This is a genomic window from Hymenobacter taeanensis, from assembly GCF_013137895.1.
GTDB classification, from domain to species: domain Bacteria; phylum Bacteroidota; class Bacteroidia; order Cytophagales; family Hymenobacteraceae; genus Hymenobacter; species Hymenobacter taeanensis.
The window spans coordinates 3,347,070-3,361,571 of the sequence record NZ_CP053538.1 but is presented as its reverse complement, the minus strand read 5'-3'; the positions used below and the strand labels follow the sequence as shown (position 1 = coordinate 3,361,571).

The window sequence follows — 14,502 nt, the reverse complement described above, 5'->3', positions numbered from 1 at the left end:
TTTGAGGCTTCCTGCTCACACGGCCCAGGCCTGTTTACCGGCCGCTAGGCCAGTCAGGTAGGCTGCAATGATGGTAGCCGCCAGGCGGGCCGTTTGGTTGTCGCGGTCGAAGATGGGGTTCAGCTCCACTACCTCAAACAGGTGTACCTTCTCACTGCGCCCCGCCAGAAATGCTGCCTCCGTAGCTTGACGTGGCGTGAACCCATCAGCGCTGGGTGCCGATACGGCCGGCGCATAAGCCTCGGCGCAGCCATCCATATCAAAGCTCACGAAGGCAGGGCTTTCCAGGCGCCGCAGGGCGCGGTTTATGTATTCGGGCATCCCATCCGTCTGCACGTGGGCCAGTGGCACAATGTGGGCGCTTTGCTGGTGCAGGAAATCAATGTCTTCCCAGGTATTGAGGTTGGAGTGCAGTCCTATTTCGGTGAACCGCTCGCCCGTCAGAATTCCTTCGCGCAGTAGCTTCCCGAAGGGGGTACCGCTGCTTATACTGTCGGGCTTATGTTTCACGTCGGCGTGAGCATCTAGGTTAATGCCGCTCACAGCCTGGCCTTCGTGGGCATCGGAGAGGCCACGCACGGTGCTGTAGGTGCCATCATGTGAGCCGCCCAGCACCACTACCCGCGGGTACTGGCCTAGCAGCCGGGCTAGCTCCTGCCTAATGGTTTGGTGGTTTGTAGTGTGCTCAGGGTGGCCCAGGGAAAGGTTGCCGGCGTCAGCAATGCGCAGCCCCTCCAGGCGCACGTTGTGCTCCAGATTATAGGTTTTGTGGTAGCGGCGCAGCTCACGCCGGATGGCATCAGGGGCTCCCGTAGCTCCGGCCCGGCCACCCTCCAGCACCGTTCCAAAATCGAGGGGCAGGCCTACCAGGCACACATCAGCTTCTGGCAGGTCAGTGGCAGGCTGTATCAGTTCTCTCAGGAAAGTAGCCATAGCACAAGCAAGTAGGTTGGCTCCGGAAATGTAGCAGATTCCGGCACGATGCTGTTCTACTGTGTTCCAACTACTGCCACCTTCCTGCCCAGGCCACTCCAGCAAGGTGGCAAGTAGTATCTTTCGGGATGATACGCTGTGTTCTTTTGCTCACGCTCTTACTGGCTAGTTATGCGGGGGCAGTTGCCCAACGGGCTCCAACCACCATCCCAAGGGTTACGCCCTCCTTCTTCTCCACGTACACCTACCTCTCTTATTCCATTCAGGACAAGGCAACCAGCGCCGAGCCAATGGCGGCCCAGGGTGTGGGCGGCACCCTCACGCTCCGCCCCGATGGCACCTACCAAAAGCGCCTGAAGCTGGCGGCCAACGGCGGCACCATGTCGTTTGACCAGGATGGCCGCTTCACCTTCACCGGTGACCGGATCACGTTCAGCTACACCGATAAAAAGGGGCAGCCTCGTACTGATCAGGGTACGTTTCGGCTGCAGCCGGCCGCCCGGCTTCTTACGCTCACGCTCATAGGCTACCCAGCTGGCAATACGGGTATTTACACCCTGCGCGTACAATAAGCCCGGCAGCGAGGAACCGCGCCTTCACCTGGCCTACTGGCCTGGTGCACCAGCCTTATGGTTGGTTGCGGCTGGGAGCCTTCGCAAAGCTGAGCGTAGGCAGGCTTGAACTCTTACCCGGTACTCCTTCCAGACTTTTACTCCGGCCTGCTGTTTCACGGAAGTCTGGTAATTGCGCCCGCCCGGGCTTTCTGCTAACTTGCGGCCCCTTTCGGCCCCACCCGCGCCGAACGAACATTCACTATTTCACAACTTCACAAATTCACCATAGATGGGACGCGCATTTGAATTCCGCAAAGGCCGCAAAATGAAGCGCTGGGACCGGATGTCCAAAGACTTTACCCGCATCGGCCGGGAAATCGTGATGGCCGTGAAGGAATCGGGCTCCAACCCCGATACCAACTCGCGCCTGCGGACCGCCATCCAGAACGCCAAGGGCGTAAACATGCCCAAAGACCGCGTGGAAGCCGCCATTAAGCGCGCCAGCTCCCGCGAGGAAAAAGACTATCAGGAAGTGGTATATGAGGGCTACGCGCCCCATGGTGTGGCCGTAGTTATTGAAACCGCCACCGACAACCCCACCCGCACCGTGGCCAACGTGCGCATGTACTTCAACCGCGGCAACGGCGCCCTGGGCACCGCCGGCTCCAGTGACTACACCTTCACCCGCAAGGGCGTATTCAAGCTGGCCGCCGAAGGCCTCGACCTCGACGAGCTGGAGCTGGAACTGATTGACGCCGGCGCCGAAGACGTGTACGCCGACCAGGAGGAAGACGAGCATGGCAACGTGAAGGAGTACATTGTAGTAGAAACCGCCTTCACTGACTTCGGCCAGATGCAGAAAGCCCTCGAAGAAAAGCAACTGAACGTGGTATCGGCTCAGCTCCAGCGCGTGCCCAACACCACGGTGCACCTCGAAGGCGAGCAGCTCGAAGAAGTGATGAACCTCATCGAGAAGTTCGAGGACGACGATGACGTGCAGGCCGTGTACCACACACTCGGCTAGGCCTAGGCCACTACTCCAGGGGGTTATTCTCAGCTGGTAGTACCTGAACGCGGCTTGCTTCACATGGAGCAAGCCGCGTTTTTTTACCCAACGTAAGCTTTAAAGCTTTGCAACTTTAATGGCGCAGTGTGGCTCTTGCCTTTACTTTTTATCCTCTCTCAACTTATGCTCTAGCCAGATGAATAAACTGCTACTATTTGGTTTTACACTATTCATGGCTGCGAGCAGTTGCAATAAGGCAAACCAGGAGGTAGAGCCGACGGCGGAGCTGACTTCGACTAGGCTTCCTTTCGAGAACAACACCCTTAAAGTTTCTGTGGCCAGTATCACCCTTCCGGTAGGTATTACAAGCATCTTCTTTCTATCAGAATCTACTGGCCTGGCCACTACTTACGAGGGTAAAATTTACCGCACTCAAGACCAGGGGGCTACCTGGTTAGCGCAATACATCCCTGCCCTGACGGATCAGCCGCTATTTGATCTCCTGTTCACGGATCAGAAAACGGGCTACGCCGTGGGGGGCAAAAGCGGTTGTGGCGGGGCTGGGTGTGTGCCACCCGGTGGTATAGTGCTGAAAACCGATGACGGCGGCGCTACCTGGCATAAGGTATACACAGGCAGCCAAAACGAGATAGTCTCGATTGCGATGAATAAGAACGGGAGCTTGTTTATCGCAGCTAATGGCTCCCCAGCGGGGCTCTTCCGCAGTACCGATGCTGGTTTTAGCTGGCAGTTGGTAGAAACCGCAGGCAACTCCTTTTCTAAAATTGTATTCACTGATAACGCGGGCTTTTACACGGGAGGCGGTGCCCAGCTTGTAAAAAGCACCGATGCAGGCGCAACGTGGCCGTCGAAAACAGTGGTTAGCTACAACTATGTTAATGACCTAGCCTTTTCCAATGAACGGGGCTACTATGTTCTAGGCTACAGTCAGGCGTTTACCACTTATAACACCGGAGCCTCCTGGCAGGAAGTGCAGAGCCCGGTTATATCTATCTCCAAGGTGAACAGCCTTACTGTATCCTCGGCTTTACTATGGGGCGGCGGGCACTCTACTGGCGGCGACTTCCCCGTTCAATACGCGGCAGTTGGCCAAACCACCAACGGCGGGAAAACCTGGACGGGCACAGAATTTCCAGAAATTTCGCGTGTGACAACTGCCCATTTCTACACTCCACAGCAGGGCTACGCTGTTGCCGGCAGAACGCTGCTCAAAGTCACGGTAAAGTGAGGAAGCAGGTTCTAGGCCACTTAGCCCCATTTTACTAATCTGCTCCCTATACTCAGGCTTATCTTTGCGGGCCTTCGGCACGTATTTCAGCCGCTACTTTTGGGCGTCAACCAACTGCTCCTGTTCCATGCCTATCTCCTATAAAACGCTCTTCCTCCTCGAAGCTAATGCATTCTCTCTCATTGAGATCAAGTTGTTAGATGTACAGAGCGACGACCCCGCCAAGGTGTACTTCTGGCTTCAATTCCATAAGGCCAGCCACACACTTGATAAGCTGGATTTTGTGGCGATGCACAAAGACGAGTATGAGCAGCAGCGCGAGTTTCAGCAGGGCAAGCTGCAGTTCAACCAAAGCAACGGCACCTATACCCCTACTGAGGCGGCCGAGCCTATCTCGCTCAAAGCTCAGGCCACCACTCAGCTACCCGCTGAACTGAACGATGCCATTCAGCGGTATTTCGTTGCGGGCTAATTTTGCATTTTTACTATTGTAGCTCGCTAGTTAAGAAAAGATAAGAATCTTACTTTTGGCCAATATAATTCCACTCTTCCCTATCTCTGAACGCATTATATGGAGTCTGTTATTGACACCCCTAAGCCCTCCCTCTATTCAGCCCGAGCAATTCGCATTTTTTCAATTTTATTTACCCCGATAGCTGGCGGGGCTTTACTTGCCCAGAATTTCAAAGTTACAGGGAATCGGGAAGCCGCACGCCTTGCCTTGTGGGGAAGCATTGGGGGAATGCTCATCATCTTGCTGATAATAGCCGCGTTGCCCGACCTGCCCGGTGGTAGCGGCTTAGGGTTAGGAATTGGATTGGCAGGCGGACTAATCTTGAATGCGTATTCTGATAAGATACTAGGCAGCAAAGAAGGCTACCCAACTAAAAAGACCTGGAAGCCCCTGCTCATTTGTTCGGCGGTGTTCATCCCAATTATATTCATACTGCTGATACCCTTATTTCAAGAGTAGTAGCTTCACTAAAAAATTTGCGGTAGCTAGCAGTAGCAATTAATTGGCTCTTGCAAGCAGCTTAAAAAGAGCTACTTAGGTGCGTGTGTAGCACGTAAAACCGTTTCGGGCAGCTCTTCTTTTATCTGCGCTTCTCCCACCTACTTCTGGCGTATCTTTGCGGCCCGCCGGCACCTTCTGGGCCGGCGGGCTGTTGTTTTCCTTCGCTTAGCATACTCACCTCATGGCAACCCGTCTCAATAAATACATCAGTGAAAGTGGCGTCTGCTCCCGCCGGGAGGCCGACCGCCACATCGAGCAGGGCAACGTGTTCGTGAACGGCAAGCGCGCCGGCATCGGCGACCAGGTAACCAGCAAAGACCGCGTGGTGGTAAACGGCAACCTTATTGAGCCCCGTGCCGAGGAAGATGCCGTGTACATTGCCTACAACAAGCCCCCGGGCATCATCACCACCACCGACACCGGCATCAAGGATAACATTATCCGGGCCATCAAGCACTCAGTGCGCATCTTCCCCATCGGCCGCCTCGACCGCGACTCCCAGGGTCTGATTCTGCTGACCAGCAACGGCGACATCGTCAATAAAATCCTGCGCGCCGGCAACAACCACGAGAAGGAGTACATCGTGATGGTGGATAAGCCCATCAACGAGCAGTTTATTGAGGCTATGGCCAACGGCGTACCCTTGGGCGGCGTGATGACCAAGCCCTGCAAAGTGACCAAGGAAACGCCCTACATCTTCCGGATTATTCTGGTGCAGGGCCTCAACCGCCAGATCCGCCGCATGTGCGAGTACTTTGGCTACGAGGTGGTGCAGCTGGAGCGCATCCGGGTGATGAACATCAACGTGAAAGGCCTGGGCGTGGGTGAATGGCGCGAGCTGAAGGAGAAGGAGCTGAAGGTGCTGTTCGAGATGATCAAAGACTCGGCCGGCACCGACGACGGCTCTGGTTCTCGCCGTCGCAAGCGCCCCTCTTCCGCTGAGTTTTGGGCCGAGCGCCCCACGCGTAAATCATCGGCGCCGTTGGCAGGCGTAGCACCTGGGCAGCCCAAGCTCGCCGGGGCCTGGGTAGATAAGCCCACCAGCAAGCGAGCCGTGGGCCGTGCTGCCAAGAAGCCTACCGCTCCTGCTCCTTCCGACGCCACGGAGTGGCCTACGGGCCCTGGCCGCCCACCCGGGCCAGCCACCGGCATCCGCCCCGATGGCCCGGGCTTTGGCAAGTCGAGCCGGCCTGCGGGCCCTCGAGCTGCGGGAGCTGGCACTAGGCCACGTGGTGCCGCTGCCGGTAAAGGAGCAAAAGGGCCTGCCGCGCCAGCTAAAGGCAAAACCAGCAGCCGTGGTACGCGCGGCGCAAGTCGGCCGGGCAAACGCTCCTAAGTATCTCCCTCTTACATAGCGGGCTACTCTACTTAGAGTGGCCCGTTTTTGTGTGTTTTAACTCCTGCTATAAAGTCTAATTTTCGACGATAAAGCCCTGTGCATAGCTCTACTGATTTGGGCTATAGGCGGTACATATGATGCCTATATCATGCACAAGGGAGTTTTTCACATAATCAGGAGCGCCGTTTTGCTAGCTACTCTCATGACTGGCCTGGCATAGCAAAAGTCTAGAATTTGCGCTTTCTGACTTTCGCTTGCCCCCAAAACCCGGCATCCTTGCATCATCCAACCCGGGACACACCTTTCTAGGCCAGTAAGTATTGGTGCTAGGGCGGCAGAGAGGTACTCTGAAACGCAACAGTGCATTCCCCGCGGTTGGAACAGATCATGCGGAAAACCTCCAATGCCTTCGTTGCTGCTTCCTGGTTTGCCCTGCTAACGGGCATGGTGGCCTATATTGTGGGCCTGTGGAATGCCTCCATGCTTCTTAATGAGAAAGGCTACTATTTCGCCATCTTACTGTACGGCCTGTTCAGCGCTGTATCGCTGCAAAAAAGTGTACGCGACCAGCTGGAGGGCGTGCCCGTAACGGGCATCTATTACGGTTTGTGCTGGTTTGCTACCCTCTCGGCGGTACTGCTGCTGGCGGTAGGCCTCTGGAACGCCAACCTGTTGTTGAGCGAAAAAGGCTTCTACGCCATGTCATTCATGCTAGGCCTGTTTGGGGCCATTGCCGTGCAGAAAAACACCCGCGACAACCGCAGCTCAGAGCCAGCTGCTGCCGCCACGCAGAAGGCACTGGCCTAGCGGAAACTTGCTCCCAGCCCCTCTCTTCCGACCGACGCGGGGTAATAAGCAGTAAGCAATTAGCCATTACTGCTGAACCACTGGTCATTCTTCATACCTCATTACCTCTCCTCTCTTCCCGAGGAGGGGCGGGGGTGAGGTATTACCTTGCCGCTGATGAACAGGACCGAGAAAGAGAAGATGCTGGCGGGCGAGCTATACCAAGCCAATGACCCGCAACTGGTAGCGGAACGCCTACAGGCCAAGGAGCTGTGCCACCGATATAACCAGGAGCCAGTGCACCTGAATAAACAGATACTCGCCGAACTGCTGGGCCAAGAAACCGATGCCCATCTGGAGGCTCCATTGCGCTGCGACTACGGCCACAACATCCGGCTGGGCCGCAACGTGTACGCCAACTACAACCTCACCATTCTGGATTGCGCCCTCGTTACCATCGGCGACAATGTATTCATTGCCCCCAACGTAGTTTTGACAACTGCGGCGCACCCTGTAGAGGTAGCGTCCCGCATTGCGGGCTGGGAGTTTGCCCGGCCCATTACCATTGGTGATAATGTGTGGCTGGGCGCGGGGGTACTGGTAATGCCCGGCGTGAGCATTGGGGCGGGTACCACAATTGGGGCGGGCAGCGTGGTCACGCGGGATATTCCGGCGGGCGTGGTAGCCGTGGGAAACCCGTGCCGCGTGATTCGGCAGCTGGAAGCCTAGCGAAAACCCGCTTCTCATGTATCTTGCAGCCCGCGGCGTAGCTTTAGCTGCCTGCGGATGGCTGTTTTCAGCCTCTACCCCCTACCAGAAACCCAGAAACGACTTCCTCCCCACCCCCATGATTCGCACCGACTGGACCCTCGACGAAGTAAAAGCTATCTATAACCTGCCCGTGTTGGAACTGGTGACCAAGGCGGCGGCCATTCATGCCGAAACCCAGGCTACTGGTGAAGTGCAGGTGTGCACCCTGCTGAGCGTGAAAACCGGCGGCTGCCCCGAGGACTGCGCCTATTGCCCCCAGGCGGCGCGCTACCACACCGGCGTGCAGGCCCACAAACTTCTTCCCGATGCTGAGGTCCTGGCCTCGGCCCAACGCGCCAAAGACTCCGGCAGCACCCGTTTCTGCATGGGCGCCGCGTGGCGCGAAATCCGCGACAACCGTGACTTCGACCGTGTGCTAGGCATGGTGGAACAGGTGAATGGCCTGGGCCTTGAAGTGTGCTGCACTTTGGGCATGCTGAACGAGTACCAGGCGGAGCGCCTCAAGCAGGCCGGCCTCTACGCCTACAACCACAACCTCGACACCAGCGCCGAACACTACTCCGAAATCATTACTACCCGCACCTACGATGACCGCCTCAACACGCTGGAGCACGTGCGTAAGGCCGGTATCTCGGTTTGCTCGGGTGGCATCATTGGCCTGGGCGAAACCGACGAGGACCGCATTGCCATGCTGCACACCCTGGCCACGCTGCCCGCCCACCCTGAGTCGGTGCCGGTGAATGCGCTGGTTCCCGTGGAGGGCACACCCCTCGCCGATCAGCCCCGCGTGAGCGTGTGGGAAATGCTGCGCATGATCGGCACGGCCCGCATCCTGATGCCGCACACCATGGTGCGCCTTTCGGCTGGCCGCCAAGAGATGCCCGTAACGGAGCAGGCCCTGTGCTTCCTGGCCGGTGCCAACTCCATCTTCTCGGGCGAGAAGCTGCTGACTACTCCCAACCCCGACTTCGACGCCGACAAGCAGATGTTTGCTCTGCTCGGCCTCACGCCCCGTAAGTCGTTTAAAGACGTACCCGAAGGTGCTATGGTGCTGGGCAAAGAAGCTGCGCCTGTAGTAGCTTAATCTAGTATTGAAAACTAGTTCCCCCCCTTCGATGAGGAGGGGCTAGAGGTGGCTGGCATTCCTTGTTTACAGGGACCGTCATGCTGAGCGCAGCCGAAGCATCTCTACCGCTTCGTTGAGTTACTCTGGTAACATCAGCACGCGAGATGTCTCGGCAAGCTCTGTATGACCGTTTTGGCATAATCATTTTAGGCCATTCAACCACCCCTAGCCCCTCCTCACCGAAGGGGGGAACTAGTTTTAGCCTAGTTCACCCCTTATGCCCACTTCCCCTCTCCATCAGCGCCTCGCGCAGCACCTCGCCCAGCGAGACGCTGATGGTACCCGGCGCCAGCTTACCCTCCCCGCGGCTGGCCTAGCCGACTTCAGTTCCAACGATTACCTGGGCCTGAGCCAGCACCCCACCGTGCGGGTGGCCTTGCAACAGGCGGCAGATGAACCAGCCGGCAGCACGGGCTCCCGGCTGCTGACAGGCAACTCAGCAGCGGCCGAAGCATTGGAAACTACCCTAGCCAGTTTCCACCGGGCCGAAGCAGCGTTGCTGTTCAACTCAGGCTACGCAGCCAACATGGGCTTCTTCGGGGCGGTGCCACGCCGGGGCGATACTATCCTGTACGATGAGGCTTCCCATGCTTCGGTAAAAGACGGCATCCGGGCCTCGTTTGCCACCGCCTGGAGCTTCCGCCACAACGACTTGCAGGACCTGGAGCGGAAACTAGTGCGAGCCACTGGTGCCGTATTTGTGGCCGTGGAAGCCTTGTACTCCATGGATGGCGACATGGCGCCGCTGCCAGAGCTGGCCGCACTTTGCCAGGCGCACGGGTTGTATCTGGTGGTAGATGAGGCCCACACCAATGGTATCTACGGCCCCCTGGGCGAAGGCCTGGTATCGGAGCTGGGCCTGGAGGATGCCGTTTTTGCCCGTATCCTCACCTTCGGGAAAGCCCTGGGCAGTCAGGGCGCCGCCATTGCCGGTGCCGCCGTCCTGCGCGACTATCTGCTGAATTTCAGCCGCCTCTTTATCTATACTACGGCCCTGCCGCCGCTTACCGTTGCTGGCCTAGCGGCGGCCTACCAGTTGCTGCCTACGCTCACCGAGGAAAGGAAACAGCTCTTCGCCCTCTCCGATTATTTGAAAGCTCAGCTGAACGCGGTACCTGGCCTACGGGTGCCGCTGAAAAGCCACATCATTCACCCGGTGTTTTTTACAGAAAGCCCCGGCCCCACCCACGTACGGCAAGTGGCAGCCGCAGCACAGGCTGCCGGCTTCGATGTGCGCCCCATCGTGTCGCCAACGGTGCCGGTGGGCACGGAGCGGCTGCGGCTTATTGTGCACAGCTACAACACGAAAGAGCAGATGGATGCTTTGACTGAAGTACTAAGCCAAGCCGTGAAAAATGCTGAGCCCGACAATGCATAGACTTCTGTAGATATAAGTTGTTAACCACAGGTCTTACTACCTATTTACCACTATGCGCATCCCAACAATCCACGGCATTATTGATAGAAGAATCCTGATCAATTTTACCGCTGACCCACAGGATGTGGCAAAGATCCTGCCTGCTCCCTTCCGGCCAAAAGTTTATAAATGGAAAGCTATTGTTGGCATTTGCCTGATCCGCCTAAAGAACATCAAGCCGAAGGGGCTGCCTGACTTTTTAGGCATCTCCTCTGAAAATGGGGCCCACCGGATTGCTGTGGAATGGGACGAGGATGGCAGAACGCAGGAAGGCGTTTTTATTCCGCGGCGCGATACATCCTTGAAGCTGAATGCCGTTGTGGGTGGGCGCTTGTTTCCGGGTAAACATTACCTGGCAAACTTCAATGTGCGCGAGACAGGCCTCGATTACCACATTGACTTCACGAGCTCAGACCAAACAAGTATTTCAATCGACGCCAAAGAAGTGGAACACTTCACCAAGGATTCAATTTTTGAAACGCTCGAAAACGTGTCAGAATTCTTTGAAAAGGGCGCTATTGGCTATTCTCCCAACGGAAGCAAGTTTGACGGCTTGCAGTTAAAAACCTACAACTGGCAGGTGAAGCCACTTGCAGTGAGTGAGGTACAATCGAGCTTCTTTGCTGACAGCACAATCTTCCCAGCTGGCTCCATCAAATTCGACAATGCGTTGTTGATGACAAAAGTGGAGCACGAGTGGCATAGTGTAGCCGATAAATAGTCGCCATAGCACGCAGCGTGCGAGACAGCGCTATGGGCTGTTTTTGTCTGTACGCCCCCTGTGCTACAACTGCAGAGCTACCTTCCCCACGAGTACATCTTACCCCATTAGCTTCGAGTTTCTTTTCCCTTGGAACGTCTTTTCATCACCGGCATCGGCACCGACGTAGGCAAGACCTTCGTGTCGGCTATTCTTACTGAAGCCTTGCAGGCCGACTACTGGAAGCCCGTGCAAGCAGGCCTGGAACCCACTACCGACGCGGGCACTGTACGCAGCCTGGTCCAGAATACAGTCAGCACGTTCTTCCCCGAGCAGTATCGCCTCCTGATGCCCGCCTCTCCGCACGCCGCCGCCGCTGCTGAAGGCCTCACCATTCAACTCCAGGATTTTGAGCTACCAGAAACGCAAAACCATCTGCTGGTAGAAGGCGCGGGTGGCCTGCTCGTGCCGCTGGCACCGAGCCTGTTGATAGCCGATCTGGTGCTACATCTGGGTTTAGAGGTGGTGGTAGTATCGCGCAATTATCTGGGCAGCATCAACCACACGCTGCTTACCCTGGAGGCCCTGCAGGCCCGCGGCATTCGTGTACGTGGCCTTGTATTCAATGGAGAACCCAACCAGGCCACGGAGGAGTTTATCAGCCAGCACACTGGCGTGCCTCTGATGCCCCGGGTGCGACTGGAGCCGGCCATTACACCAGAAGTAGTAGGCCAGTACGCCCAGGTTTTCCGAGCGTGGTTCACCACCGTGTAGAACGCCTCAGCGTACTCTGCGAAAACCTCTGCGCCCACTGCGGGAACCGTCGTTGAACCGTCGTCGGCCCTACTGGTTGTAGCTTTGTAGCTGCCGGCAACTCCGGCGCCACCCGTAATGCCCCAACCTACTTCCCTCGCCCAGCGGGACCACGCCGTACTGTGGCACCCCTACACCCAAATGCAAACCGCCCCGCTGCCCGTGCCCATTGTGCGCGGCGAAGGCAGCTGGCTCATTGCCGAAGACGGCACCCGTTACCTCGACGGTATTTCCTCGTGGTGGGTAAACCTGCACGGCCACGCCAACGCCCACATTGCTCGGCGCGTAAGCGAGCAGCTGCAAACCCTGGAGCACGTACTGTTTGCGGGCTTCACGCACCCCGCCGCCGTAGAGCTGGCCGAGCAGCTGCTGGAGATTCTGCCGCAGAACCAGGCCCGCGTTTTCTACTCCGATAACGGCTCTACGGCCGTGGAAGTAGCCCTGAAAATGGTACTGCAGTACTTCCACAACCGGGAGCAGCCCGAGCGCCGCACGTTCATCTGCTTCCGCAACTCCTACCACGGCGACACCTTCGGGGCCATGTCGGTGAGCAGCCGTGGGGCCTTTACCGCGCCGTTTTGGCCCCTCCTGTTTCAGGTAGAGTTTATTGACGTGCCCGTACCCGGCCGCGAGGCGGAGGTACTAGGCCAGTTAGATGCTCTCATTAGCCGGCCCGACGTGGCGGGTTTCATCTTTGAACCCTTAATGCTGGGTACGGCCGGCATGGTCACCTACTCTGCGGAGGTGCTGGATGAGATGATCCGGCGCTGCCACCAGCACGGCGTGCTGTGCATTGCCGATGAAGTAATGACCGGTTTTGGTCGCCTGGGCCACCTGTTTGCCACCGACTACCTCACCGAGCAGCCCGATATTATGTGCTTCTCCAAGGGCCTGACCGGCGGCACCATGGCCATGGGCCTCACTACTTGCGCGGCACCTATTTATGAGGCTTTCCTGAGCAGTGAGCTGATGAAGGCCCTTTTCCACGGCCACTCCTACACCGCCAACCCCGTAGCCTGCGCCGCCGCGCTGGCCAGCCTGGCGCTTACCCGCGCCCCCGAGTGCACCGCCCAGCGGGCCCGTATTGCAACGGCACACGCGGCCTTCCGGCAGGAGATGGAAGGCCAGCCCGGCATCCGGGAGGTGCGCCACCTGGGCACAGTGCTAGCCGTGGAGTACGACCCCGGCGAAGACACCAGCTACTTCAGCCGCCTCCGCGACGGCTTCTATCAGCTTTCCCTGGAGCATAACGTGGTGCTGCGCCCCCTCGGCAACGTGGTATACCTGCTCCCGCCCTATTGCACCACCAATGAGGAGCTAGACCTGCTCTATACTGTGCTGCGCGCCATGCGTGAGCTGGTCCTCAACTTCGCTCCCGCTCTTACCCTGCCCGAATACCTGCATGACTAATTCACTTCCGCCCCAGGAGCTCATCGTCATTCGGGGGCGCGGACGCGTGTCGGCGCTAGGCCAGTCGCTGGATGGGCTAAGTGCCGCCTCTCCCTTTACCCCGCGCCAGCTTGGCTTACACAGTATACCCGTAGCGGCATTGCCCACCGCCGCAGAAGCGGCGGTTCAGGAGCTTCGCCGCAGCCAACCCGCCTACCGCCAACTCGACCGCACCGTGCTGCTAGGCCTGCTGGCAGCCCGGCAAGCTAGTGCTGCCGCTGGCTGGCCCACTTCTTCCGGAATTCCAGCCCCTGGCAATCAGCAACCAGCAACCAGCAACCAGTTAGCCGTTAGCATAGGCAGCAGCCGGGGCGCTACGGGCCGGCTAGAGGAGTTCCATGCGGAGTTTCTGCGGGAAGGCTCCGTACCCGTGCCCGCATCGCCCCTCACCACTTTGGGCAACGTGGCTAGCTGGGTGGCCTACGATGCGGGTAGCACCGGTGGCGCCAGCCTCAGCCACTCCAGCACTTGTAGCAGTGCCTTTCAAGCCCTAGGGAATGCCACAGCCTGGCTGCGGGCGGGCATGGCCACGCGGTTTCTGGCCGGCGGCACCGAGGCTCCTCTCACCGCTTTCACTCTGGCCCAAATGCAGGCCATCGGTATCTACTCGCCCTTTGCCGCCGCCGATTTTCCCTGCCGGCCGGGGGCGGGCAAGCCATCTACGTTTGTGCTGGGAGAAGGGGCCGCCGTATTTGCGCTAGAGAAAATATCTACTGCCAGCTTGGCTGAGCAGCCCCACCAGCCGGTGGCGGTGCTGGAAGGTGTGGGCTTCGGCTTTGAGGCTATTGGCAGCAAAACCGGCCTTTCCGCTGATGGCCAGCACTTTCAGCAAGCCATGCGCAGTGCGTTAGGCCAAGCTGGCTGCGACTTGGCTGAGGTAGACGCCGTGGTGCTGCACAGCCCCGGTACGCCAGCCGGCGACGCGGCGGAGCGGGCTGCTCTGCGGACAGTGTTTGGGGATGAGCTGCCGCTTCTGCTGTCTAACAAGTGGCTGATTGGGCATACGCTGGGGGCTTCTGCGGCATTGAGCCTCGACTTTGCCCTGCACGTGCTGGAAACCCAGCAGTGGCCTACACCACCTTTCCCCACCGATTTAGCTTTGGTATCGGGGGTCAGGCCGCTCCGCCGCATTCTGGTAAATGCGGCTGGGTTTGGTGGTAATGCGGCTAGCGTAGTGGTGGCGCTGCAGTAGGGGGTATTGCCATTTTGGTTGGTTGTGGTGCATTTATTTAACAGATTAATGAAAATAATACCACAAAACGGTGCGTATTTACAGCTCTAATTGTTCTACACCAGTAGCCGCCCGCAACGGTTAGCGCTAGTCTGCGTCTGTACCCCGTCTTA

Annotated in this window: 15 protein-coding genes; 14 read left to right on the top strand and 1 reads right to left on the bottom strand. The window is 57.9% G+C overall.

The window, feature by feature from the left end; translation table 11 throughout:
- Positions 1-15 precede the first annotated feature (15 nt).
- Positions 16-933: an arginase family protein gene (locus tag HMJ29_RS14215; RefSeq protein WP_171592119.1), complete on the bottom strand. Its 918-nt coding sequence runs from the start codon at positions 931-933 to the stop codon at positions 16-18.
- Positions 934-1,079: 146 nt separating this feature from the next.
- On the opposite strand from HMJ29_RS14215, the gene HMJ29_RS14210 reads away from it, so the two are divergent.
- From HMJ29_RS14210 to HMJ29_RS14145, 14 genes are all read left to right on the top strand, one after another.
- Positions 1,080-1,505: a hypothetical protein gene (locus HMJ29_RS14210; protein ID WP_171592118.1), complete on the top strand. Its 426-nt coding sequence runs from the start codon at positions 1,080-1,082 to the stop codon at positions 1,503-1,505.
- Between the two features lie 271 nt (positions 1,506-1,776).
- Positions 1,777-2,511, top strand: coding sequence for a YebC/PmpR family DNA-binding transcriptional regulator (locus tag HMJ29_RS14205; protein WP_171592117.1), 735 nt, complete (start codon positions 1,777-1,779; stop codon positions 2,509-2,511).
- A 316-nt stretch (positions 2,512-2,827) separates the two neighbouring features.
- Positions 2,828-3,742: a WD40/YVTN/BNR-like repeat-containing protein gene (locus HMJ29_RS14200; RefSeq protein WP_171592116.1), complete on the top strand. Its 915-nt coding sequence runs from the start codon at positions 2,828-2,830 to the stop codon at positions 3,740-3,742.
- Positions 3,743-3,869: 127 nt separating this feature from the next.
- Positions 3,870-4,214: a hypothetical protein gene (locus HMJ29_RS14195; RefSeq protein WP_171592115.1), complete on the top strand. Its 345-nt coding sequence runs from the start codon at positions 3,870-3,872 to the stop codon at positions 4,212-4,214.
- A 99-nt stretch (positions 4,215-4,313) separates the two neighbouring features.
- Positions 4,314-4,715: a hypothetical protein gene (locus tag HMJ29_RS14190; protein ID WP_171592114.1), complete on the top strand. Its 402-nt coding sequence runs from the start codon at positions 4,314-4,316 to the stop codon at positions 4,713-4,715.
- A 223-nt stretch (positions 4,716-4,938) separates the two neighbouring features.
- Positions 4,939-6,093 carry a 23S rRNA pseudouridine(2604) synthase RluF gene (gene rluF / locus HMJ29_RS14185; RefSeq protein ID WP_171592113.1) on the top strand — a complete coding sequence of 385 codons (1,155 nt, stop codon included), beginning with the start codon at positions 4,939-4,941 and terminating at the stop codon, positions 6,091-6,093.
- Between the two features lie 390 nt (positions 6,094-6,483).
- A complete protein-coding gene (gene yiaA, locus HMJ29_RS14180) occupies positions 6,484-6,903 on the top strand; it encodes an inner membrane protein YiaA (protein WP_171592112.1) in 420 nt (139 codons plus the stop codon).
- Positions 6,904-7,059: 156 nt separating this feature from the next.
- Entirely contained in the window at positions 7,060-7,611 is a 552-nt protein-coding gene (locus tag HMJ29_RS14175; RefSeq protein WP_171592111.1) for a sugar O-acetyltransferase, read from the top strand.
- 118 nt (positions 7,612-7,729) lie between these two features.
- Positions 7,730-8,737: a biotin synthase BioB gene (gene bioB / locus HMJ29_RS14170; protein ID WP_171593342.1), complete on the top strand. Its 1,008-nt coding sequence runs from the start codon at positions 7,730-7,732 to the stop codon at positions 8,735-8,737.
- Positions 8,738-8,996: 259 nt separating this feature from the next.
- Positions 8,997-10,157, top strand: a complete 1,161-nt coding sequence (locus tag HMJ29_RS14165) for an aminotransferase class I/II-fold pyridoxal phosphate-dependent enzyme (RefSeq protein WP_171592110.1) — start codon at positions 8,997-8,999, stop codon at positions 10,155-10,157.
- A gap of 52 nt (positions 10,158-10,209) precedes the next feature.
- Entirely contained in the window at positions 10,210-10,917 is a 708-nt protein-coding gene (locus tag HMJ29_RS14160; protein WP_171592109.1) for a DUF2071 domain-containing protein, read from the top strand.
- Between the two features lie 129 nt (positions 10,918-11,046).
- Entirely contained in the window at positions 11,047-11,670 is a 624-nt protein-coding gene (gene bioD / locus HMJ29_RS14155) for a dethiobiotin synthase (protein WP_171592108.1), read from the top strand.
- Between the two features lie 117 nt (positions 11,671-11,787).
- Positions 11,788-13,119, top strand: a complete 1,332-nt coding sequence (gene bioA, locus HMJ29_RS14150; RefSeq protein WP_171592107.1) for an adenosylmethionine--8-amino-7-oxononanoate transaminase — start codon at positions 11,788-11,790, stop codon at positions 13,117-13,119.
- On the top strand, positions 13,112-14,350 hold the full coding sequence (locus HMJ29_RS14145) for a beta-ketoacyl synthase N-terminal-like domain-containing protein (protein ID WP_171592106.1): 1,239 nt from the start codon (positions 13,112-13,114) through the stop codon (positions 14,348-14,350). The genes bioA and HMJ29_RS14145 overlap by 8 nt, the downstream gene beginning before the upstream one ends.
- Positions 14,351-14,502: the final 152 nt, after the last annotated feature.